The 23,220-nt window shown below is 44.6% G+C and carries 18 protein-coding genes and 1 tRNA gene; 3 read left to right on the plus strand and 16 right to left on the minus strand.

Annotation, left to right across the window (positions count from 1 at the left end):
* Window positions 1-104: 104 nt before the first annotated feature.
* Both pepF and NXH67_RS14575 read right to left on the minus strand, forming a co-directional pair.
* Window positions 105-1,904, minus strand: a complete 1,800-nt coding sequence (gene pepF / locus NXH67_RS14570) for an oligoendopeptidase F (protein ID WP_022777878.1) — start codon at window positions 1,902-1,904, stop codon at window positions 105-107.
* A 124-nt stretch (window positions 1,905-2,028) separates the two neighbouring features.
* The gene (locus NXH67_RS14575; RefSeq protein WP_272797846.1) at window positions 2,029-3,843 is read right to left on the minus strand and encodes an alpha-amylase family glycosyl hydrolase; all 1,815 of its coding nucleotides are present in this window, start codon (window positions 3,841-3,843) and stop codon (window positions 2,029-2,031) included.
* Window positions 3,844-4,048: 205 nt separating this feature from the next.
* Between NXH67_RS14575 and NXH67_RS14580 the strand changes: the two genes are divergently transcribed.
* Window positions 4,049-4,120 (plus strand) — tRNA-Trp (locus NXH67_RS14580).
* Window positions 4,121-4,227: 107 nt separating this feature from the next.
* Here NXH67_RS14580 and NXH67_RS14585 read toward each other — a convergent pair.
* The gene (locus NXH67_RS14585; RefSeq protein WP_022777880.1) at window positions 4,228-4,524 is read right to left on the minus strand and encodes a hypothetical protein; all 297 of its coding nucleotides are present in this window, start codon (window positions 4,522-4,524) and stop codon (window positions 4,228-4,230) included.
* A gap of 243 nt (window positions 4,525-4,767) precedes the next feature.
* Between NXH67_RS14585 and NXH67_RS14590 the strand changes: the two genes are divergently transcribed.
* Window positions 4,768-5,397 (plus strand): trimeric intracellular cation channel family protein, encoded by a 630-nt coding sequence (locus NXH67_RS14590; protein ID WP_272797847.1) that lies wholly within the window; start codon window positions 4,768-4,770, stop codon window positions 5,395-5,397.
* Between the two features lie 85 nt (window positions 5,398-5,482).
* Here NXH67_RS14590 and NXH67_RS14595 read toward each other — a convergent pair whose 3' ends face one another.
* The gene (locus NXH67_RS14595) at window positions 5,483-6,184 is read right to left on the minus strand and encodes a 4'-phosphopantetheinyl transferase family protein (RefSeq protein WP_272797848.1); all 702 of its coding nucleotides are present in this window, start codon (window positions 6,182-6,184) and stop codon (window positions 5,483-5,485) included.
* A gap of 87 nt (window positions 6,185-6,271) precedes the next feature.
* Between NXH67_RS14595 and NXH67_RS14600 the strand changes: the two genes are divergently transcribed.
* Window positions 6,272-6,793 carry a peptidylprolyl isomerase gene (locus NXH67_RS14600; protein WP_022777883.1) on the plus strand — a complete coding sequence of 174 codons (522 nt, stop codon included), beginning with the start codon at window positions 6,272-6,274 and terminating at the stop codon, window positions 6,791-6,793.
* A gap of 127 nt (window positions 6,794-6,920) precedes the next feature.
* Here the strand turns inward: NXH67_RS14600 and NXH67_RS14605 are convergent, their stop codons facing one another.
* The 12 genes from NXH67_RS14605 to NXH67_RS14660 all read right to left on the minus strand — a co-directional run bounded on the left by NXH67_RS14605 (window position 6,921) and on the right by NXH67_RS14660 (window position 23,210).
* Window positions 6,921-11,468, minus strand: coding sequence for a leucine-rich repeat domain-containing protein (locus NXH67_RS14605; protein WP_272797849.1), 4,548 nt, complete (start codon window positions 11,466-11,468; stop codon window positions 6,921-6,923).
* A 277-nt stretch (window positions 11,469-11,745) separates the two neighbouring features.
* Window positions 11,746-12,531, minus strand: coding sequence for a tetratricopeptide repeat protein (locus NXH67_RS14610; RefSeq protein ID WP_272797850.1), 786 nt, complete (start codon window positions 12,529-12,531; stop codon window positions 11,746-11,748).
* Window positions 12,528-13,454, minus strand: a complete 927-nt coding sequence (locus tag NXH67_RS14615; protein ID WP_196804952.1) for a vWA domain-containing protein — start codon at window positions 13,452-13,454, stop codon at window positions 12,528-12,530. Before NXH67_RS14615 ends, NXH67_RS14610 begins: the two co-directional genes overlap by 4 nt.
* A 29-nt stretch (window positions 13,455-13,483) precedes the next feature.
* Window positions 13,484-14,596, minus strand: a complete 1,113-nt coding sequence (locus NXH67_RS14620) for a vWA domain-containing protein (RefSeq protein ID WP_022777887.1) — start codon at window positions 14,594-14,596, stop codon at window positions 13,484-13,486.
* On the minus strand, window positions 14,587-15,081 hold the full coding sequence (locus tag NXH67_RS14625; RefSeq protein ID WP_155830752.1) for a hypothetical protein: 495 nt from the start codon (window positions 15,079-15,081) through the stop codon (window positions 14,587-14,589). The genes NXH67_RS14620 and NXH67_RS14625 overlap by 10 nt, the downstream gene beginning before the upstream one ends.
* Complete coding sequence (locus NXH67_RS14630) at window positions 15,047-15,946, minus strand: DUF58 domain-containing protein (protein WP_272797851.1); 900 nt, start codon at window positions 15,944-15,946, stop codon at window positions 15,047-15,049. The genes NXH67_RS14625 and NXH67_RS14630 overlap by 35 nt, the downstream gene beginning before the upstream one ends.
* Before the next feature lie 27 nt (window positions 15,947-15,973).
* The gene (locus tag NXH67_RS14635; protein WP_272797852.1) at window positions 15,974-16,987 is read right to left on the minus strand and encodes an AAA family ATPase; all 1,014 of its coding nucleotides are present in this window, start codon (window positions 16,985-16,987) and stop codon (window positions 15,974-15,976) included.
* Window positions 16,988-17,036: 49 nt separating this feature from the next.
* On the minus strand, window positions 17,037-17,900 hold the full coding sequence (gene metF / locus NXH67_RS14640) for a methylenetetrahydrofolate reductase [NAD(P)H] (protein WP_022777891.1): 864 nt from the start codon (window positions 17,898-17,900) through the stop codon (window positions 17,037-17,039).
* A gap of 203 nt (window positions 17,901-18,103) precedes the next feature.
* Window positions 18,104-19,537, minus strand: coding sequence for an adenylosuccinate lyase (gene purB / locus NXH67_RS14645; RefSeq protein ID WP_272797853.1), 1,434 nt, complete (start codon window positions 19,535-19,537; stop codon window positions 18,104-18,106).
* 67 nt (window positions 19,538-19,604) lie between these two features.
* Complete coding sequence (gene purF / locus NXH67_RS14650; protein WP_272797854.1) at window positions 19,605-21,047, minus strand: amidophosphoribosyltransferase; 1,443 nt, start codon at window positions 21,045-21,047, stop codon at window positions 19,605-19,607.
* A gap of 116 nt (window positions 21,048-21,163) precedes the next feature.
* Window positions 21,164-22,357 (minus strand): hypothetical protein, encoded by a 1,194-nt coding sequence (locus NXH67_RS14655; RefSeq protein WP_272797855.1) that lies wholly within the window; start codon window positions 22,355-22,357, stop codon window positions 21,164-21,166.
* Window positions 22,358-22,361: 4 nt separating this feature from the next.
* Complete coding sequence (locus tag NXH67_RS14660) at window positions 22,362-23,210, minus strand: hypothetical protein (RefSeq protein WP_022777895.1); 849 nt, start codon at window positions 23,208-23,210, stop codon at window positions 22,362-22,364.
* Between the last annotated feature and the right edge of the window lie 10 nt (window positions 23,211-23,220).

Below are 23,220 nucleotides of genomic sequence, written 5' to 3' on the forward strand. Positions count from 1 at the left end.
ACACATCATGATGATTGCGGGTACAAAAGACATAGGCTTAAGCACAAACCGCAATGTTTGTTTAATATACAGTAAAAAATATTTCATAATATTCTCTTAATGTATCAGAGCTTGATGCTTTCCATCTCCTCGATAGCTTCACCGAATACTGCCAGTGCTTCCTCAAGAGGAGCCTTGGTTGTAAGATCAACACCTGCGATCTTGAGAAGGCTTACGGGATCCTGTGTGCATCCGCTTGAAAGGAACTTCTTGTAAGCTTCAACAACACCTGCCTCACCCTTTACGATGCGGTTTGCAATAGCAACTGCTGCAGCAAAGCTGGTTGCATACTGATATACGTAGAAGTTGTAATAGAAGTGAGGAATCCTGCACCACTCATAACGGATAAGATCATCCATATTCATATCCTTGCCGAAGTACTCAAGGTTCAGATTGTAATACAGCTCAGAAAGTGAATCTGCTGTAAGAGGCTCGCCCTCCTCAGCCATTCTTCCTGATTTTCTCTCAAACTCCTCAAACATTGTCTGACGGAACATTGTGGACTTGAAGCTCTCAAGAAGGTGGTTGATGATAAATGCCTTCTCCTTCTCATCCTTGGCGTTGTTCTTGAGATAATGGAAAAGAAGCATCTCGTTGGTAGTTGAAGCAACCTCTGCAACGAAGATCTTGTAGCCTGCGTCAAATACGTTGTGAGCATGCTCTGAATACCAGGTGTGCATTGAATGTCCCATCTCATGAACAAGTGTGAACACATCATTTAAGGTATCGTTATAGTTAAGAAGCATGTAAGGATGAACTCCGTAAACACCGCTGGAGTATGCTCCGCCTCTCTTTCCCTCGTTCTCGGGAACATCGATCCATCTCTCGTCATATGCTTTCTTGACGATCTCAAGATAGTCCTCACCGAGAGGTGCAAGAGCCTTAAGAGACAGCTCCTTGGCTTCCTCATAGGTCACCTTCATGTCGAACTCTGGGATCATTGATACGTATACGTCATACATATGAAGATCGTCAACTCCAAGAAGCTTCTTACGAAGGCTCACGTATCTGTGCATCTTGTCCATGTTGTCGTGTACAGCCTCGAAGAGTCTGTCGCATACAAGAGGAGAAACGTTGTTGTGATCAACGGCTGCCTCAAAGATGTTGTCGTACTTTCTTGCCTTAGCCTTGAAAATGCGGCCCTTAACCTCTCCTGCGTACATAGCAGCCCAGGTGTTCTTGTACTCTGCATATTTGCTGTAATATGCCTCAAAAGCATTCTTACGAAGAACTCTGTCCTTGGAATTCTGGATCGGAACGAATCTTCCGTCGGAGAGCTGAACATCCTCTCCGTTTCCGTCCTTAACCTCAGGGAACTTCATATCTGCGTTGGAGAGCATGCTGTAGCTGTTCTGAGATGCTCCGAGAACCTCTCCTGCTGAAGCAAGAAGCTCCTCCATTTCCTTGCTGAGGATGTGATCCTTAAGCCTTCTGATCTCTGTGATGGTAACTCTGTAATTCTCAAGTTCGGACTGCTCCTTATAGAACTTCTCGATTGTCTCATCAGACATCTCAAGAATCTCAGGCTCAACAAAAGCAACCTTCTCAGAAGCCTGAACAAGTGTTGAATATGCTCTCTGATACATTCCTGTGTACTTGGTATTGGAAGTATCCTGGTCATGTCTCATGTGAGCGTAACCGTAGATGGCGCTCTGCATAAGCTCGCTCTTCTCATAGAGCTTGAAGAACTCAAGAAGAGTTGCTGAGCTTGTTGAGAGCCTACCTGCATATGAAGCCAGTTCCTCTCCGATCTTCTCACAAGCTTTCAGATCCTCTTCCCATTTATCTTCACTCTCATATATGTCCTCGAGGCGCCAGGTAAGTTCCTCCTTGACCTCATCTCTTTTTAACAATTTGTCCTGCATATAACTCACCTTCCTTTTCAAAAAACTGCGACTGACTAAAAACAGTCGTTTCCTATCATAACATATTTTGCCCGAAAAAACACCGCAAACCCATGACGGGAATGCGGTGCAAAAATCCATGTATTTACTGCTTGTCCAGGATAACTATTCCGAAGGGTGCAACGGTAAGTTCTGTCCTGTCGATGGCGGATACCTTGGCTGAAGTATTGAGCTGGTAGACTATCTTGTTGTAATCAACGGCTGCCGCGCTTCTTCCCAGATCCACAGTGATCTCCTCGGAAGAATTGTTGAATACCACAAGAACGCTGTTGGGACCAAAAGTCTCCTTGTCCACTGTATCTACAGGTACAGCCCTGATAAAGACGCCAAGTCTCTCTTTTTCTATCTCCGGAACGGGAGTAGTGGTTCCCCTTGCAATCACGGGGAAGGTATTCCTCATTCTGATAGCATTCTTGTAATAATTGTAGATGGAATATTCATCGTCCTTCTGTACATAGTAAGGAGGATTGGACATGGTTATTTTGTCCATATCCTTGGGGCCGTCGCACATGAATGCTGACAGCTTGTCGTACAGTGTTCCGGAACCAGCCTCATTTACCCAGTACATGGGAGCTCTCTTGTTCTCATCCTTGCCTGAGCCTCTCATTCCCAGCTCTTCGCCGTAATAGATGAAGGCGTTACCACCCATCAGAAGGTTAAGGCCTCCTGCGAACTTGATACTGTTGTCTGCTCCCTTGCCGGTGTAATATCCGGCGCTTCTTGCCATGTCGTGATTGGTGTAAAAAGGCGCATCCACATAGTCGGGATTACTTGCTCCAAGCAGCTTTTCACTACTACTAAGCGCATCAGCAAAACTTGCTGCATCTAACTTACTCTTGGCAAGTCTCGCTATCATGCCCTCAGCATTAGCGTAGTTAAATGCAAAAAAGCTGTCGATACCACTCTTATAATACTCTGCATACTCAGACTCAGAAGTCCAGGCCTCGCCCACTATATAGGCCTTGGGGTTCTGACTCTTGATCATGGTGTTGAGCCTTGTCAGGAACTGAGTATTCTTTTCAATGTCCTTGGTAAAATAGGAAGTGACCGCATCAAGTCTGTAGCCGTCAACGCCGCGCACAGACCAGAACCTGGTGATTCCTTCTATCTCTTCAAAGACCTTGTCGCTGTCAAGATTAAGATCAGGCATTCCGGACCAGAATCTGGCTTCATAATACCACTCGGTGCCGTTCAATCTCTCGTAACCGTCAGAAGCTTCTGTCCCAAAATTGTAATACTCGAGGTAGGGACATTCCTCAAGAGCCTCCTCGGTAAAGGCCCCTTCCTCATCCATTATCTGCGCAGGATCCGTATGCTCCTTAAGATAGTCTGCGGCCTCCTGAAACCAGGGATGTTCGCTGGAAGTATGATTGATGACAAGATCAAGGTATACGTCAATGTCTCTCTTGTGACACTCTGCTACCAGATCATCGAAGTCATCTATGGAACCATACTCCGGATCAATATTCTTATAATCTGTTATGTCATATTTGTGATATGAAGGAGACGGACTTATCGGCATGAGCCAGATGGCATTACAGCCAAGATCCAAGTCACTCTCGTCGTCCCCGTCATTTATATAATCAAGATTCTTAATAACTCCCTGCAGATCTCCTATGCCGTCACCGTTACTGTCCGCAAAAGAATAAACAAAAATCTCATAGGTAGTGCGGTACTTGTCATCTATTACCCTCAGTGGCTGAGGTTCCTCAGCGGGTTCCTCCACCGGCTCATCAGGTTCATCCTTATGAGCAACATTCTCCGGCGGAGCACTGACCTGCTCCCTCGCACTGTCCCTGTTATTCTCCCTGTCCTTATCTGCCTCCAGCAAAACTCCGGTGCAGCCAACCAACATGGCTGCCACACACAGGCCTGCGATCAACCTGTTCCTTTTATACATAATACCTTCCCCTTAAACAAACATAAGCGCCTGTATCAGTCTATTATATAACGTATTCAAGCGGGTTTCAAAGCAATCTTACCAAGTATAGCATAAATATTTTTTTAAGAAAACGTTTTCTTAGTAAAATTATTTCTTTACAATCCAAAATCACTATGCTATACTAACATTCGTCGGTGCGAAAAGCCCGGTAGCAACTGCATATAGGGGAATCATACAATGGCTAGTATTGCGGTCTCCAAAACCGTTCATGCGGGTTCGAATCCTGCTTCCCCTGCTAGTATGAAAGGATTGTTCCGTCTGGAACGATCCTTTTTTCATGTCCTCTTCTTTATTTTGGGCAAACAAATAGGCCACATGTTTCCATGTGACCCGATCATCCCTTTACCTGTATGTCTTGAGCGCATATCTCTTAAAGAAATATGATAACGCAACTCCATATTTGTTAAGTGTGATGGCTGCTCTCATTACGCTCAGCTCGTTATTGCTGTAGGAGAAATGTCCCTCCTCCAACTTTCTTGATAATTTATTGTAGGAAGCGATATCCTCTCCTTCTTCCGACAGTATAGCGGATATATCTTTGATATAGCCGCTGACTCTTCTTCTGTCTCTTTTTGAAAGCATAACAGCAAAGGTACTCGGATTTTTCTTCTGCAAGTTGTAAAGTCTAGTAGTAAACATGTTTTATCCCCTTTCCTTATTTCAAAAATTACAAGGATTATTTTCCGACTAAATTGTGTCTTTTGTGTGAAAAACTTACCTCAAAAAACATATTATTTTTCAAATCTGCAACAATTTTTCCGGGGATTTTTCTTATGGACAAAAATGAGAATTAAGAATAAGATAAGTAGTGCTTTTTGTGGGCAAAATCAATTGAAACTTTTTTGAAATACGATAACGGGGTACAATATGAACTCACCGATAATGATGTTAATAGAAAATGTGGGAATTATAGCTTTTGCCATCTCGGGAGCCGTAGTGGCTGCAAGAAAAGACATGGATATATTCGGAATAAACCTGCTGGCGCTGGTGACTGCCACAGGCGGAGGTCTGGTAAGGGACCTTATTATCAATAACACGCCTCCGGCCATGTTCGTCAATCCCATGTATACCATAATCGCACTTATAACGGCCAATATAGCCTTTCTGGTTCTGTATTTGAAAAAACCAATGCCCAAGGGTATCTCACCTTTGTACGACAAGTCCATGTTCTGGCTGGATACACTGGGCCTTGCGGCCTTTACCGTTGACGGAACCTTCACAGGGATCAGTTCGCCCTACTCCGACAATATGTTTCTGGTGGCTTTCCTCGGAGTTGTGACCGGAATCGGCGGCGGTATCATGCGCGATGTGTTTGCGGACAAGGTGCCTTATGTGCTGGTCAAGCATGTGTACGCAATTGCATGTATTGCAGGATCTATTGTGACGGTTGTGCTGTGGAAGTATACAGCGAATGAAGTCGTTACTACACTGGCGGGATTCTTTACTATTGTTATTTTGCGTTGGCTCGCAATGCACTTCGAGTGGAATCTGCCGACAGTACATCTGCAGTGAGTAGGCTGGGACGGCTGTGAGTCAATGGGGGACGGTTTTTATACCTTTTAGAACCGTCCCCCATTGACTCACAGCCGTCCCCTTGTCATATGATCACTACCTGTCCACAGCTATCATATTCACTACATACAGATATTCGATAATCCTCCAGCTCATAGCATTGAATAGTTATTCCGCTGCAGTCCACTTTTTCGGAAGATACGGTCATGGACTTAATCGAAGAGTTATCCCGAATTTTTCCAAGCTCCAGATGAATCTTCGCCGGATCCATACTTATTCCCGTGCCAAAGTACTTCATAACGCTCTCTTTCGCTGTCCAGAGCCCCGTATAGAGAGCATCTGCGCCGGCAATATTCTCTTTTGTGCCTTCCGTTTCAGATAGTAGCCGTGAGACCATAGCTATCTCTTTTTCATCAAACACTCTTTTGATCAGCGTATCCTTGAAGTTCTTAATCTTCTCAATATCAATCCCGACTTCCCTGTCAGATACGGTCATGGCGGCATATGTGCCGGAATGGGACAGGTTAAAAAAGATGTCGCTTCTGCCCTTAATATAAGGCTTACCGTTAGCTCCAAGTTCAATCTCAGGCTCATCTATTCCAAACTCCGACATAGCTCTTTTAAGCAGCACTCCCGCTCCAAGGGACAGATATTTGTCACTGTCATTATGAAGTCTGTCTATCTTCTCTTTACGCATGCTGTCCATTTTATCGTAAAAAGACCTGAACACCTCAGGATCCTTGTAGATACTGACGTCTGTCACATATACTTCGTTGCAAGTCATCATTTTTTTGCTCCTTATAGCTATTAATATGATAAACTAACAGTTGATGACTGTCAGGTATATACTATCATTTATCCAGGAGGAATTAAAATGGCACAGAATCCTATAGTTACAATAACTATGGCAAACGGCGACGTAATGAAGGCTGAACTCTATCCCGACATCGCGCCCAACACAGTTAATAACTTCATTTCACTTATTAAGAAGAATTTCTACGACGGACTGATCTTCCATCGTGTTATCAGCGGTTTCATGCTTCAGGGCGGTGATCCCGAAGGAACAGGAATGGGCGGCCCCGGCTATGGCATCAAGGGTGAATTCTCATCCAACGGCTTCAAAAACGACTTAAAGCACACCGAGGGTGTACTTTCAATGGCTCGTTCAATGATGCCCAATTCCGCAGGCTCACAGTTCTTTATCATGCATAAGACTTCTCCTCACCTTGACGGTGACTATGCAGCTTTTGGTAAGATCATCGAGGGCATGGAAGTTGTTAATGCAATCGCCGATACTCAGACAGACTGGAACGACAGACCTGTTACCAATCAGGTTATGAAGACCGTTACAGTTGAGACCTTCGGAGTTGATTATCCCGAGCCCGAGAAGTGCTGATGATCATAGGTCTTATGTAAATATTTCCAAATAATAATTAAGAAGGAGAATGGCAGTTAACCATTCTCCTTCTTTTTTTGTGTGAAAAGAATAAATTATTATTTCTAACTGATTACTTATTAACCAATTACTTCTTAACAGTTACCTTGACTGTGACGTAGTTGCCGGCAGTGTTCTCTGCCTGGTCATCATATTTAACGGCAAACTTAAGTGTATAGGTCTTGTTCTGAACAACAGCTGCGGGATTGACAAGTTCAACACTAAGATCTGCACTGGTGCGATCTGCGCTGGTGTAAATATAGTTGTAGTCAAATGCATCCTTAATTGATTCAGATACGCCGTCAGCCCATACTATTGTATGGATCGCAGGTTTCATAACAGTTGTGTTCTTATCAACCACATGAGAAACCTTAACGTCAAAGGACCTGTTCTCCTGAAGTGAATAGATCGTCTTGGAGGTTACATCTGTCTTGATCTTAGGAAGCGCCTGCTTAGGTGTTACGGTTACCTTGGACTCTTTTGCCATAGGTACGTTGGTGCATGAAATACGAAGTGAATACTTAACACCGCTGTTTACGCTCTTGCCGTCCTTAACTCTGACATAAACAATCTTCTTGTTCTTCTCATCCTGAACAAGTTCAAAATGATACTGTTCATCAGGAAGCTTAACTCCCTTAGAATCGAGCTCTACGAGCTTAAACTGAGGATCATCAATAATCAGGTTCTTGATGGTGGCTGTGTAGGTCACCTTGCTGGTTCTGTCGATAGGATTGATGGTTCCGGAGGCCTTGAGACTAACTGAAGGAGCTTTGCTGTCAAGCTTGATTGACAGATCGAAGGACTCCATATCGTTGGCGCCTACCTTACCGGACACCTTGAACTTAAGAGTCTTGCCCTTGTTTGCGATAAGCGCATAGCCATCCTTGATTGCTATTGAAATATTGCCGCCCTCGAAACTCTTGATTTCCGCAAGATCCTCAAATTTGTAGTTATGTCCGTTAGGAGTGATAGTGTAATCTGAAATATCAACGGTTTTCTCTGTTCCTGCAGGCAGATTGGTGATGGAGTATGTAGTGCTGATAGTCTCTCTGCCGGGATAATTCCAGTTAAAGGTAAATGTACCACTCTTAAGCTTAACAACGGGCTTCTTATCTGTAACAACAACCTTGATGGTTGCAGCCTTAAGAGGCTCATCATATCCACCGAAGGATACCTTAGGAGTAACGCTGAAGCTGTAGGTACCTGCTGTTACGGCGCCTTCCTTCAGGGAAACAACTACCTTTCTGTCACCAACAAGTTCAAAGCTTGCAATATCAGCTGCGTTCTTACCCGTAGGTGTTACATCAAGTGAAGCATAATGTCCGTCTGCGAGAGCTGCCAGTTCAAACTGTGCTGTCTCCTCAGGATAGTTCTTATTAAGTGTCACTGACTTAACAGACAGCTTATTTGCAGGAAGTGCATTGGTAGCCTTAAGTGTGAAGGTGTATACAAGATCATCGCTCCACTCAGGCTTGCGTACACGGAACTGAGCCTTGGAATTGCTTGCATAGCCGTTGTGTCTCAGATGAATGGTATCATCTTCTACTCCGAGGGAATACTCAGTTGTGTAATCGTATAAAAGATCAACTTCGCAATCGTCCAGGTCAAGAACCTCAACTTCTGTCTTGCTAACCTTCTTAACCAGCTTAAGATCAAATACATGATCTCTGCCTCTCATGTTCTTGGTTGTTGTTGCAACATCAAGTGCATAAGCAGGCTTGGTTACAGTGTTGGGTACAGTGAATTTCTTAACTACAGGATTGGAATAGCCGGCATAGCTGATTGCAAAATAGCCGGATACAACAGCTTTTTTGCTGTCATCCTTAAGTATCTCATTGTCATTTCTTGAAATTGTAAAGGTTCTGTTATCAGGGTTGTAGGTGATGTCGAAGTTCTTCTTGAACTTATCGGAAGATGCTTCAACCTTTTTGCCGCTCTTGTCAACGGAATACAGCTCATAGCCTATAACCGCAGCATCTTTGATACTCTGTGTTACTTCAACAGTTCCTGCGGAAGCTCCCTTATAGAACAGATTGATCTTGTTCTTGGTCTTAAGTGTGGGAGCCAGAGGCTTGTTGGTAAAGGTAATCTTGGTAATAGCGATCTTGGGGAATTCAATCTCCTTGGAATCCCCGTCGAAGGTTCCGGTAACATACAGCTGTGTATCACCTGTGAACACTTCATCGCCCTTGAACTTAACATAGTTGTTGTGCTTGCTTATATAGAACTTGCCGTCCTTGTAGTTTATCTGGAGCTTACCTGACTCCTTGTTCTTGCTGTCTACCAGCTTAAGTGAGTTAGGATCAACAGGATATCCCTTAACCATTACAAGTCCCAGCTCTGTTCCGAGGCTTGATGCATAGTTAACGGTAATATCAGGTGTGCTGAGTCTTGGTGTAGGATCAAGAACCCTTACAATGAAGCGCTTTTTAAGCTCTATGTCCTCACCCTTGTCATTCTTGCCGGCTACAGAGACAGTAATCATGGTCTCGCCGATGGCACCCTTCTTAACAACAATACGGTTCTCGTTGTCATAAACAGATGCTGCACCTACTGATGCAATCTTGCTGTCAACCGAAGTCCAATTGGACTTTACCAAATAAGGCTGCTCTGCATCTTTAGAGGTATATGCATCAATTTTGACTTTGAAAATCAAATCAGATGTTGAAACGAAATAATTCCTGATCTCGATAACATCATAGCCGGATTTGTTATACTCTGTATTATCCGCACTGTAAAATCTTGAATTCTTGGGTTTGCTGCCTTCTAAGTTCTTAAATGAAATGCTCTTTATATCTTTGCTATCATCAACTGTAATACCTGAAATACTTTTAACTACAGATGTGTCAGCCTTCAAAGTTGCCTTAAGAGTTACACCCTTATCATCTACAGTCTTACCAATGACAGTAACAACACCATCCTCTGTTATAGCAATCTTATCCTTGGCGCTGGATGAAAAAGTCCATAACCATGCACCCGTATCGGCTTTGCTACCGCTCATGATAACTCTGTCTGATACTCCGGTGCTCTTAAAATCATAATCATTATTATGTTCAAACTTCATTGAAGGAGTGCCAATCCAGTCTTTAATCTTATTATTGGCAATCATCTCAACCAGGACAAAAACATCCTTATCAGGCATATCCTTCAGCTCAAAGCTTAAAACCTTGTCTTTGTCTCCCAAATAACTGAAATCAGGAATGCTATAATACCCCTTGCTGTCGGTGGCAAAAGTTATTTTCTTAAGTGAATAACCTTCCTTGGGAGCAACGGTAATCTTAACATCGTCACCCTTCTCAGCATTCTTTATCTCTTTGTTATTAACATATCTCTTAACAGTTACCAGCTCTTTGTCGCTGGTTGTAGGATATACTATAGTAACCGCATATTCTACACCATGATAGGTATATTCGTGTCTTATGGCATAATCCTTGACAATAGGCGATTTACCGGTCATCTCAATCTTCCAGTTCTTGGGATTGGCAGGAAATGCGCTCTCGGAAATCACCAGATCATTGCCTTCATATACGATAGTAATAGCCTTAAGTCCTGAGCATCCTGCAAAAGCGGAGCTTCCATAATTCTTAACATTGAAAAACTCAAGGCTTACAAGCTTGGTACATCCCTCAAATGCACTTCTACCAATAGTAGAAAGTGATCCTCTTGCATCTCCAAAAGTTACGGAGTTAAGTACCGTACAATTGCTGAATGCTTCTACAGGAACTTCTACAAGAGTATTTGGAAGCGTAACTGTCAGAAGACTCTTACAGTTCTCGAAAGCTCCCTGTCCCATAGAAAATGCCGACAAATCAAGTGCTGCCAGATCAAGTTTAGTAATTGCGGTTTCTCCAAAAGCTGAAACGCCAATATATTTAAGATTTTTTCCAAACTCAGCAGTTCCAAGTTTTGCACAACCTTCAAAGGCACTATCCTCAATTCTCTCCGCACCTACAAGATCAACATATACCAGATTGGTACATCCTATAAAAGCATCTTTACCAACGCTTTTGATTGCGGCGCCATCTTTAATACTACGAAGATTCTTACATTTGAAAAAGGCCTGCTCTTCAATAACTACCTGAGCCTTATCTCCAAGGAAGAAAATTTTTGTATCTTTGCCTTTGAATCTGTCATCAGTAAAGAACTTGCTGGTGATTTTCTTAACAGATGCAGGAATATACGCAGTTGTAGGGACCTTAGCAGTATCATCCTTCCAGATCAGTGTTCCGTCAGCGTCAACATCGAAACAAGCTGAAGGCTCTGCGTCTGACAAAAACTCAGCGATCTCCTCATCGCTCTCTACAAGAGCAGCCTCGCTATCAGATGTTGCAGCCTCATCAGCGATCTCCACCTCTTCAGGTACGATTTCCTCAAGCTCAATCTCTTCCTCCAAAGCTGTCTCTGATGTAGCTTCACTTGCAGCCTCTGATGGTGTCTCCTCCGTCTCGAAGTCTGTAGCATCTTCCGATGCCTCAGCGCCTGCGGTCTCATCTTCTGTGCTTTCCATGGATGAAGCCTCATAGGCAGCGTCAACTGTTTCTTCAAGAACTACCGCGCTTTCCTCGGCAGCATAGCCGGGAATCGCAGAAGAAACTATCATTGCCGCACTTAAGGCAACAGCCAAAAATTTCTTCATATGCACTGTTTCTCTCCTCCTAACATAATATACTTTTTTCGTACTACTCTTCCCTTTGTTCAAAACACTATATATTGTATCTTGTTCAATCGGAATAATGAATATAAAACAGGATTTAACACTACTAAATATCGCCTTATATTCCCGTTAATTATACATCATATTGTATTCTCAGAAAACCCTGACAAGACATTAAATTTACATAACCACACAATATATTGAAAAAAAGGTGCCGGGCACATGTCATTTGTGCCCGGCACCTTAAGTTCCGAATTATTTACCAGGGATTGGAGTAGCCTGAATCGCTGCCCTCTCCGTTGTTGTTTTCTTTGCTGCCGCTTCCGTATTTCTGTCCGCCGTAGCTCTTCTCAAGGTCGTCCTGCTCTCTGGACTTCTCATCAAGAGCGCCCTTCTGCTGAGACTCAAGTTTTTTCTTGTTCTTGGCATCATCGCCGCCGGAAGACTGGCCCTGACCCTGATCCCCGGATTCTCCGGAATCAGGTTCATTTTGTTCGCTGCTTCCGCCTGATCCGCCCTCCGGAGGGTTCTCCAGCTGCTCAATAAGTTTGTCGATATCCTCTTTGAGCTGCTGAGCTGTGGCATCCCTGGCATCTGCCGGATTGTCTGCAGCCCATCCGTTGGTGGTAAGAGTATCTCTTGCCTTGTAGAGAATGATAAGTGCTGTATCAATCTTCTCCTGTGAATCAAGGTGATTGAGATCGATGGAATATACCATTGCAAGAGCCAGGTTAATCCTAACCTTGCATTCTCTTTTTCCGGGAGGATTAAGTGCCAGTGCCTGATTGTAATACGCGATGGCGCCGTTGTAATCTCCATTTTTGAAGGACACGTTGCCAAGGTTGTAATAAGGCAGGTAGCTCTCCGGAACATTCATCACAAGGAGTCCCTCCTCCTTGTCAGATGCATAGACATTGTTGTTGTAATCAGATATAAAGCTGTGGTTTATACCAACTCTTATGATCATTGAGAGTCCGAGAACAAGTAAGATTGTTCCAACTACTGCCAGAACCGGCATAAGCACAGGAAATTTCTTTTTATTCACAGTTTTTCCCTCCTAATCACAAAGAATAATTCAAAGAGGAGCATAACCGCCAGTGCAATTGCATAATAGTAATAGGTATCCTCGTACACTTCCGCGCCGTCACCCTTTTCTATGACTATGGCGGAACCATCCTTGATCAGCTGTACAAGTCCTGTAAGGGAGCTTGCACCGTTGTTGAGGTTCATATACTCTATTCCCATATCCTCAGCAAGTTTCTTAAGGTTATCCTCATCTATCTTGGACAAAGCATCCTGCCTTGTCTGGTAATCGTAGATATAACCGGATTCATCCTTCATCTTACCGCCGCTTGCACTTCCGTAGCCAAGAACAGCGCCACCGTCAATATACTCAGCAAGCTCTGCATAGGACATGAGCTCCTTGTTATTGGTGATCTCACCGTCACTCATAAAGAATACGATGGTCTTTCTTCCCTCTTTTTTGGAAGAGGATAAAAGAAGAGCCTGCATATCATGAAAAGGAATTGACATATCACTTCCCGAAGCATACATACTGTCGGGGGACTTTAACGTATCTGCAAGATCATTGACATATTCGAAGTCCTGAGTAAAGGGAGACAATACCTTGGCCTTGTCATCAAAGGTAACAAGGGCAAAATTACTGCCGGCCAGCGCCTTGGTAATACCCTTTATATCTGCCACAACTCCCTTCATCCTCTCATTGGAGCCATCGTAGTCCCTGGCCCACATACTGATGGTGGTATCAACTACGATCATTACATCCAGATTCTTCATTGCAAATTCGTAATCTGTCTTGACCGTCACCGGCCTCAGTCCTATTACAAAAAGAAGAATATAGATGATGCCAAGTCTTACCATGGAAAAGATCTTATCTTTAAGGTTATTCTTGTTTCTGAATAATATATAAGCAGTTGCTCCCATCAGGGCTGCCAATATAATAATCAATATAAATACCGGAAAAATAGGCCTAATACTCATTTCTGCAACACCAATCCTGCCGCGCAGCCAAGGGCGAGGCAAATCATTAAAATAATAAACGGTATCTCAGGCATGTCTACTGTCTGACTGGACATAACCGTCTTGACCACCATTGCTTCCTGCTTGTTGATATCCTTGACGATCTCGGATACGGACTGATTCTCGGTCCTGACATAGAACTTACCGCCTGTCTTTTCTACCGCATTCTTGAACTCGCCAAGACATGATGAATAGTTATAGGTCATGGGATCGTAGAATTTTTCCTCAGAAGGGAAAATTCCGAATACCGTAACCTTATGCTTTGCGCAGGCTTCGGAAGCACTCTTGAGATTCATGATCTCCTCGCCTGAAGCATTCAGCTCGTTGTCTGTGCTCATGATGATAACTCTTGTTCTCTCGGAATCATCAAGATAGGGGAAAGTATATAATGCTGTACCAAGACCCTCACCGATAAGTGAAGATCCTCTTGTAACGTTATTGTACAAGGTACCTGCATTGTAATATTTGAGCTTGTAGCTAATCTCGTCGTAGTGCTCTTTCTCTTCCTCTGTCAGATTCATGTAGCTGAAATTGGGATTGTCCTCATATTTCTCCATGTACTCCTTCTGAAGTGTGAAGTACTCAGATAACTCATCCAGCTTGGTGATAACGTAATCGTAATCATCTGTAAGAGGCACGTATGTAACGGTGGAAGTATTGAAGATATTAACTCCGAATCTGTCACCCTTAAGGCCTGCAACAACTTCCTTGTAGTAATCCGTAATCTCATAGTTCAGATCGTACAATGAATAGGAAACATCCATGCAAAGGATGATGTCTCTCTTCTTAACTCCGTTCATGACCTCCTCTGTTCTGAAGGGCCTTGCCGCAAGGAAAAGAGTTGATATGATCGAACCCACGATTCCTGCTATAAGAACAGCTCGAAGGATGTTATATCTTTCATTCAGTTTTTTATACAGCGCCGTACTTCTGAGCTTCTGCGTATTAGCTGCTCTTGTTCCGGTGTCGTATTCATCGTTTTTCTTCTTTTTTAAAAAAAACGTAAGTCCCAATACCAGGGCCAGTGCCACGATTCCAAAGGCGATGGCCTGTTTGTACATTAGCTCCATGTTCTGATCACTCCTAAGGCTGTATTAACAGATGTTATAAAATCCTTGTTCTTTGCTCTGAACTCTTCTGCGAACTCAGGAACATAATACTCATCCATAAGCATATCAAGCCTTCTGATTCCGAGAGACTTAATCTCTTTTACCGTATAATTCTCCACATGAATTCCTGTGGCATCACGGACAAATTCTCTTATCAGCATACTAAGATCCTGATATGCCTCTCTTTTTTCTATCTGATTACCGGAATAAGTTCGTAGCAGTCCCTGAAGCTGTCCTTCATATTTTCTCTTAAGAGCAAACAACTCCTGGGGTGAGAGCCTCTTGATCTTAGGTACTTCTTTCTTCTGTCTCTCAGGAAGATATGCCTTGAGCATGCGGTAAAAGAAGAAAAAGCACACCCCTGCAGCTGCCAGAAGTACGATTCCCAAAAGAATTACCCACCAACTGTACTCAAATGGTGCCTGTAAAGTAACCGTAGTAACCATGTTTATACCTCTCAAGTAAATCTATAGTCTTGTCTATGATCTCGCTTTCCTGTGAGATGCTGGTCATGCCGATCTTGCACTGTTTGCACATTTCATTGAAGCTTTCCACCATTGCCCTTTTCTGCCTTGCCTCTTCCTCATGGAGCTGGGCATGGTGAGATAAGAACAACTTCTCATATTTCCTGATCCCGGTGTCATATACATGATCTCCGGTAAGCCAGGCATCTTCAATATTATAAATAAGAAGATCATGATCCTTGGTGATAGCCCTCAGCATCTTGGGATCAAGACTCTCAACTCCGGCGGAATCGGTGATGATGATAATGATCATTCTCTTATTGATCGATCCCACCACTTCATCCAGCACTTTGTCGAGAGAAATGGCTGCCTGTGCCGGAATATGCTCCTCATAGTCATACAGGAGCTTCTCTAGATGCTCCGGGCCGGAACGGAACATGCTGATGGTTGTCTTCTCTCCCTTGGGGTAAGCAAGCGCATAATCCGCACCGTTTCTTCCGGTGATATAAGCAAGAGTTCCGAACAGCATAAGTGCTGTTTCCTTCTTGGGCTGACCCTTGTCGGTATCGGCCATCATCTTGTCTCCGCAGTCACAGATAAACATTACGTTGTGGCGGCGGTCCGTCATATATCTTCTAACTACAATGGAGCCCATTCTTGAGGAGGACTTCCAGTCGATGTCGTGTACGTCATCACCGAAGTTGTACTCCTTGAGGTCATCAAACTCCATGCTGCGGCCCCTGTGAATGGAATGGAAATCACCGTCAAGAATATTGGAGGTCTTCTTATTAGTATAAAGAGCTACCGCCCTTCTGATTCTTGATAAATACTCGTAATCAATTTTCATTGCTTCACCTTCAAAAGACCTGTTTTATCACGGAGTTTTTACTGAATTAACAATTCCGTCGATTACCTGCTCAACGGTGATATTGTCTGCAACCGCTGAATAGTTAAGACCGATTCTGTGACGAAGTACCTGATGTCTTACCATCTTGACATCATCGGGAGTAACATAGGTTCTTCCATGCATAAGTGCGGAAGCCTTGGCCATCTTAAGGAATGCGATGGAAGCACGGGGGCTGGCTCCGATTCTTACATATTTACCAATCTCAAGTCCCTGGATCTGGCTTGCTCTTCTGCTGGCAACGATGATGCTGGAGATATACCACTTGATGGACTCATCTACATATACCTTGTCCACGATATCCTGAACCTGGTCGATATCCTTGATAGTAAGAACTGCGGGGTCAACTCTTGAGATAACACCGCTCTCGATTCTGTTAAGGATCTCTACTTCCTCAGCTGCAAGAGGATATGTGATAACCTCTTTGATGATAAAACGGTCTGTCTGAGCCTCGGAAAGAGGATATGTTCCTTCCTGCTCGATAGGGTTCTGAGTTGCGATAACGATGAAAACGTCCTCGGGCATGTTGTAGGTTGTTCCACCGATTGTTACGTGCTTCTCCTGCATGGCTTCCAGCATGGCTGACTGAGTCTTGGCACTGGAACGGTTAACCTCATCGAGAAGTACGAAGTTGGCGAATACAGGTCCAAGGATTGTCTCGAATTTGCCGTTGGCCTGATTGTAGATCTGTGTACCTACGATATCGCCGGGAAGAAGGTCGGGTGTGCACTGGATTCTTGCGAACTGACCGTCTACCGCATCCGAAATAGCCTTGGCTGCTGTAGTCTTGGCAAGTCCCGGTACCGACTCTACAAGAATATGTCCGTCAGCAAGGATAGCTGCGATAAGTGAGAACTTAAGCTGCTGCTGACCTACAACCTTGGCATCGAAGTAATCTGACAGTTTCTTGATTACTTCCTGTGAGTAGTGATATTCACTCTCCAAAATGGCGCTCTTAGCACCTGTGTTTGCTTGTTCGTTCATTTTAATTACTCTCCTTTGGGATATTTCTCTATATACAGGTATTACCGTATTATCTGATTATTGTTGCCAGATTCCTCATGATGCCGGCTGCTATGTCGGGCTTGTTCATTGAATATACGTGAATATGGCTGACCCCGTTGGATATAAGGTCTATGATCTGATCGCTGGCATAGATGATACCGGCTTCCTTCATCTTCTGAGGGTCGTCTGCGAATCTGTCCACCATGATCTTCATCTTCTGGGGAATAGTTGATCCTGAAAGTGCTACGCTTCTGGCTACCTGTCTCGCATTGGTTATAGGCATGATTCCCGGAAGAACAGGCACCTCAATTCCCTTCTCTCTTATTCGGTATAAGAACTGATACAATGTGGAGTTGTCAAAAAACATCTGGGTGGTAAGGAAATCGCATCCCGCATCTACCTTTTCCTTGAGATGCATAATGTCCTCGGACTGCCTTGCACACTCTATATGTCCTTCCGGATAGCAGGCACCGCCGATGCAGATGTTTTCATCCAATGATTTGATATCATAGATAAGCTCTGTGGCGTGATCGTATTCATAGCAGATACGACCTTCCTTGGGGATGTCACCTCTAAGGGCCATTATGTTCTCAATGCCCTTTTCCTTATATACGGAAATCATGTTCCTCACATGCTCTTTGGTGGAGGATACACAGGTAAGATGAGCCAGAACCGGAGTATCATATTTATTCTGAAGGTCGGCTGCGATATTTGCTGTGTTCTTGCTGGTTCCGCCGCCTGCTCCGTAGGTCACGCTCATAAAGTCGGGCTTAAGGGCAGCTATCTCAGCCGCAGCCTTCTCGACCGCTTCATATCCGTCATCTGTTTTTGGTGGGAAAACTTCAAAAGACAAAGTTACTTCTTTTTCTTTGATAAGATCACTAATTTTCATATATTATCCCCATTTGCTTCCTTAATACAAAACTTTTTTTCAGTTCACCATATACTATCAAATACCACTGTCTTTTTCAACAAAATTAGACACCGGATTTGGCAAGATATAATCGATTTATTAGTAAGAAAAAGAGAAGTCAATAAAGGTGCCTGCCCCCTAACAGAGGCAGACACCTATTGTCGGCTTCCCGAAAAATTATCTTATACGTTAATCTCTGCTGTTACACCAAGAATGTCCTTGTTGGCCTCCAGAATAGGCTGAACAACTTCGCCAAGGAACTTATCAACCTGATGTGCGCTGCAGCCCACATACTTCCCCGGATCCATTGAAGCCTTGAGTTCATCCAGGCTTAAGTTAAAGGCAGGATCTGCGGCGATGAGTTCAAGGAGATTGTTGTCCTTACCCTCAACCTTGACGGTCTTACCTGCTTCCATGGAGAGTTCTCTGATTCTCTCATGAAGCTCCTGTCTGTCTCCGCCTTTTTTAACCGCATCCATCATGATATTCTCTGTTGCCATGAAGGGAAGCTCTGCCAGCATGTGTTTCTCGATAACCTTGGGATAAACCACGAGGCCATCAACTACGTTGAGGCACAGGTCAAGAACACCGTCTGTTGCAAGGAAGCCCTCGGGTACTGACAGTCTCTTGTTGGCTGAGTCATCAAGGGTTCTCTCAAACCACTGTGAAACTTCTGTGATGGCAGGGTTCAGAGTATCTACGATAACATATCTTGAAAGTGAGCAGATTCTCTCACTTCTCATGGGATTTCTCTTATATGCCATTGCAGAAGATCCGATCTGGCTCTTCTCGAAGGGCTCCTCTACCTCCTTGAGGTGCTGAAGAAGTCTGATGTCCTGGGCCATCTTGGTGGCTGACTGGCAGATGCCGGAGAGGACATTAACTACCTTAACGTCAATCTTGCGGCTGTAGGTCTGGCCTGAAACAGCCATGCAGCCCTTGAAGCCCATCTTATCTGCAAGCATGGGATCAAGCTTGTCAACCTTGGTAAGGTCCCCGTCGAAGAGCTCAAGGAAGGATGCCTGAGTTCCGGTTGTTCCCTTGGAACCAAGAAGCTTCATATTATCAAGTACAAAATCAAGGTCCTCAAGATCGATGGTGAAATCCTGAAGCCACAGGCTCGCTCTCTTACCTACTGTTGTAGGCTGAGCAGGCTGGAAATGAGTAAAACCAAGTGTTGGCTGATCCTTATATTTGTCAGCGAACTTAGCAAGTTCGGCGATGACGTTAACAAGCTTTTTGCGAACAAGTTTGAGCGCCTCAGTCATAATGATGATATCTGTATTGTCACCGACATAGCAGCTGGTCGCACCAAGATGGATAATGCCCTTGGCCTTGGGGCACTGCTGTCCATAGGCGTATACATGGCTCATTACGTCATGTCTTACTTCCTTCTCTCTTGCTCTGGCAACATCATAATTGATGTCATCCTGATGGCTCTTAAGCTCATCGATCTGCTCCTGAGTAATATTAAGTCCCAGTTCCTTCTCAATCTCCGCAAGGGCGATCCAGAGTCTTCTCCAGGTTCTGAACTTCATGTCCTGGGAAAAAATGTACTGCATCTCCTTACTTGCGTAACGTTCAGATAATGGGCTGCTGTAACGGTCTGTACTCATTTTATCCTCCTTAATATAACAACTTTTATATAATCTACTCCGCGATAACGCATGGCTCCGCTTACACTTATCGCTCATACTCTCCCCTAATATCTTCCTTAGGCGGCTCGATGGGATATTGGCCGGTGAAGCATCCTTCGCAGATGCCGAGGCTACCGCCTACCATTTCCTTGAGTCTCTCTATTCCCAAATAGGCCAGGGAATCTGCTCCGATGATCCTGCAGATGTCATCAACATTTCTGTTATATGCAATGAGCTGGTCTCTTGCAGGTACGTCTGTTCCAAAATAACAAGGCCAGAGGAACGGAGGTGAGCTGACTCTCATATGTACCTCTTTGGCTCCCGCATCACGAAGCATTCTCACGATCCTGTCGGAGGTGGTTCCTCTTACGATGGAGTCGTCTATCATGATTATCTTCTTGCCCTTGACAGCGCTCTTTAAGGCATTAAGCTTGACCTGAACGCTGGACTCTCTGTTCTTTTGCTTGGGCTTGATGAAGGTTCTACCTATATAAGCATTTTTTACAAAGGCCTGACCATAGGGGATTCCTGATTCAAGAGCATAACCGAGAGCCGCTACATTACCGGACTCGGGAACGCCCACAACCATATCCGCATCCACCGGTGAATCCTTGGCAAGGAAACGTCCGGCAGCTATTCTGGCATCGTATACGCTGATGCCGTCGATGGTGCTGTCAGGTCTTGCAAAATAGATATATTCAAAAATACAGCGTGCATGCTTGTCCCCAGACAGGCACATGCTCTTATCGGACTGAATTCCGTATTCGGGAGAAATTGTTACGATCTCGCCGGGTTCCACATCTCTTATGAAGGTGGCACCTATGGTATCAAGGGCGCAGGTCTCAGATGCAAGAACATAACAGTTCTCTCTTCTTCCTATAACAAGGGGCTTGAAACCGTAAGGATCTCTTGCTCCGATCAGCTTCCTGGGAGACATGATGACAAGGCTATATGCACCCTTTATCCTCTGCATTGCACGTCCCACCGCCTCTTCAACGGACTTGGAAACAAGTCTTTCTCTGGCGATAAAATAAGCGATAACTTCCGAATCAATTGTAGTCTGGAAAATAGCACCGGTATAAGAAAGCTCGTGACGGAGCTCCGGCGCGTTGATAAGGTTACCGTTGTGCGCCATTGCCAAGGTACCCTTTACATAATTAAGAACCAGCGGCTGAGCATTCTCTCTTGTGCTGCTGCCTGCTGTTGAATAACGAACATGTCCGACACCTATATCGCCCTTAAGGCTATCCAAAATGTCGGGAGTAAAGGTCTCATTCACAAGGCCCATGTCCTTGTAGCTGCTAACCTTGCCCTTTGGACCCTTGGTCTCGCTGACAGCGATACCGCAGCTCTCCTGACCTCTGTGCTGGAGTGATACGAGTCCGTAATAGATGGATCCCGCCACATCGCCGCCGTCGAAGTCGTACATACCGAAAACGCCGCATTCTTCCCCGAGGCGTTTGTAATTCTCCGTCCTACCTGCGTTCATTTTATGATCTCCTCATGTGAAGCATTATTGTACTTCGCAAAAACTGCCACAAACACGACAATAATAACATCTATGCGTGTATGTGGCAATCATCATTTTTCACAAGATTCAATTAATTATACTCCCGGATATTTATCTTCATATCGGGAAACCATATCCAAAATCTCCTGGGTATATTCAGGATACTGACGGGCCATGTCCTCAATCTCAGACTTGGCATTGCCGGCAACGATATCCCTGTTGTATTCCATGCGTTTCCTTAGATTGGAGCGCTGAACATTGAGGGAATGGCGGATCTCCACCTCCTCATTGTGGTCCAAAAGAGCCTCCACCTGTCGCAGCCAGATATCCGGATCCTTCACCCTGTAGTGGCGAAGCATATACACAAGATCCTTCTGATTGGTATCAAGGAGCTTGCGGGCATCCTCCACAAGGGCCCTCTCCTTCTTTTCCTCAAGATATCTGTCATAGAGGGAAATCAGTTCCTTGGCATTGTTGACTCCATATTTCAGGCAGAGATAATCGATGAGATTGGTGTTATTCACATATCTTATCTTGACCTGGTTCTGCAGCATTATAAGCCTTGAGATGGACTTCCTTACGCCCTTCATCTCCACAGTAGCGTTGGTGCCCTGCACATACAAAAGAGTCACTGCAATTCCCGCAAGCAGTATCGCAACCATATAACCGTAGATCACGTTGAGCTTAAGTCCGTATTGAAGTACCAGAAGCGCTATTATTGCCAGAACCAGTGCTACACCCACCACTACAATGAGCTTGTGGGATACGTCGATGCTCTTTTCCAGGTCTTCTTCTCTGAACATGTAGGCTTCGTGTTCACCGTCCAGGCGCTTTAAGTCATTTTTAATCTTCTTCTGATAGCTCTCGGCTTCTGTCAGCTTCTTTATTCCTGAAGGGGCCTCGTTCTCCAGCCTCTCCATGCGCTCATAGTCAGTCTCGCTCATGCGGTTCTTGCGCTTGTTGTACTTCTCCTGCTGCTCCTGAGATTCCAGTATTCTTGCAGCGCAGGTATTGATCTCCGCCCTCTGCTCGGGAGGAAGCGCATCAATCTCCTCCATATCCCGAAGGTGACTGGTTACATCGTTGTATTCCATCTCCAGAGCGTCCAGCTCCGCTGCAGCCTCCTCCATCTGCTGAAGGCAGCTGTTTATGTATTCCCTTCTCTGAACCGGATCGTCCATATCCAGATCTTTTCTGGTATAGACAATATCGTTCCAATTCTCCAGCTCTTTTTTGCTCTCCGGATCAATATTTACGTTTCTACCAAAGATGGTGTCGAATATCCCCATTATCTCACCTGCTTACGTTCTTTTCCTTAACAGTAAATCTGTAATCGTCCTTAAGCTCCTCGGTTAAATTTCCTACCTTTTCGTAGTACTCATGCATCTTGCCCTCGGCCTTGTAGACCAGAAGACTCTTGAGAAGAAGATTCTCATTGCCGGCTCCATAGAGCTCTGAGGCTTCGCTCATCCTTTTTTCCAGCTCAAGCGAAGCTTCGTAGGCATCCTCGTTCTCAGCGATAAAAGAAACATATTCCTTGTCCGTAAGTCCCATTCGAACTGCCGATAAATACTGCAGATAGGACTCATAGTTGTGGTCGTCCTCATAGGCCTTCTTGAACATGCCTGCTGCCAGATCAAACAAAAACAGCTTGGCATACATAACCCCCTCGTTATGCTCTATCATGGCCCGAAGCTTCCTGTCTATGTCGGGAGTGTTGTTAAGCAAAAACTCATACTCCCTGAAAGCCATGGCGAACTTCTCGCTCTTCATGAGAAACTCGGCCCTTGCCAGCCTCTTTTTATAGATATCCATGCCTGCGTTGGCACGAAGGATCTCCTCGGTTCTGTCCACCTCTTCCTTGGAGTTGTAGCCCACGTAGTCCAGAATGGTTCCCGCAATGGAGGCCATTGAACAATGCTTGGCCGACATACTCCTAAGTTCATCCGCCAGCCTTGTGAGAGAACATTCGTAGTCGATCCAGTCGAACAGCTCTCTGTCAAAGCTCTCCTCGTCAAAAAGAAATGCGTTCTGAACAATACAGTAGCACAGCTCCTCTATACAATATACATTTCGCCCTATTCGCTCTATGTTGTAGGGCTCTTTGGCATAGGTTCCCATGCAAAGAATCGGTCTGCTCATATACTGCTCC

Source organism: Butyrivibrio sp. DSM 10294 (assembly GCF_028539135.1).
Lineage (GTDB): Bacteria > Bacillota > Clostridia > Lachnospirales > Lachnospiraceae > Butyrivibrio.

Bases quoted from the DNA above. Each gene is read 5' to 3' on its own strand.
- pepF (WP_022777878.1), bottom strand. From the start codon at position 1,904: ATGCAGGACAAATTGTTAAAAAGAGATGAGGTCAAGGAGGAACTTACC.
- NXH67_RS14575 (WP_272797846.1), bottom strand. From the start codon at position 3,843: ATGTATAAAAGGAACAGGTTGATCGCAGGCCTGTGTGTGGCAGCCATG.
- NXH67_RS14585 (WP_022777880.1), bottom strand. From the start codon at position 4,524: ATGTTTACTACTAGACTTTACAACTTGCAGAAGAAAAATCCGAGTACC.
- NXH67_RS14590 (WP_272797847.1), top strand. From the start codon at position 4,768: ATGATGTTAATAGAAAATGTGGGAATTATAGCTTTTGCCATCTCGGGA.
- NXH67_RS14595 (WP_272797848.1), bottom strand. From the start codon at position 6,184: ATGATGACTTGCAACGAAGTATATGTGACAGACGTCAGTATCTACAAG.
- NXH67_RS14600 (WP_022777883.1), top strand. From the start codon at position 6,272: ATGGCACAGAATCCTATAGTTACAATAACTATGGCAAACGGCGACGTA.
- NXH67_RS14605 (WP_272797849.1), bottom strand. From the start codon at position 11,468: ATGAAGAAATTTTTGGCTGTTGCCTTAAGTGCGGCAATGATAGTTTCT.
- NXH67_RS14620 (WP_022777887.1), bottom strand. From the start codon at position 14,596: ATGGAGCTAATGTACAAACAGGCCATCGCCTTTGGAATCGTGGCACTG.
- NXH67_RS14625 (WP_155830752.1), bottom strand. From the start codon at position 15,081: ATGGTTACTACGGTTACTTTACAGGCACCATTTGAGTACAGTTGGTGG.
- NXH67_RS14630 (WP_272797851.1), bottom strand. From the start codon at position 15,946: ATGAAAATTGATTACGAGTATTTATCAAGAATCAGAAGGGCGGTAGCT.
- NXH67_RS14635 (WP_272797852.1), bottom strand. From the start codon at position 16,987: ATGAACGAACAAGCAAACACAGGTGCTAAGAGCGCCATTTTGGAGAGT.
- metF (WP_022777891.1), bottom strand. From the start codon at position 17,900: ATGAAAATTAGTGATCTTATCAAAGAAAAAGAAGTAACTTTGTCTTTT.
- purB (WP_272797853.1), bottom strand. From the start codon at position 19,537: ATGAGTACAGACCGTTACAGCAGCCCATTATCTGAACGTTACGCAAGT.
- purF (WP_272797854.1), bottom strand. From the start codon at position 21,047: ATGAACGCAGGTAGGACGGAGAATTACAAACGCCTCGGGGAAGAATGC.
- NXH67_RS14655 (WP_272797855.1), bottom strand. From the start codon at position 22,357: ATGGGGATATTCGACACCATCTTTGGTAGAAACGTAAATATTGATCCG.
- NXH67_RS14660 (WP_022777895.1), bottom strand. From the start codon at position 23,210: ATGAGCAGACCGATTCTTTGCATGGGAACCTATGCCAAAGAGCCCTAC.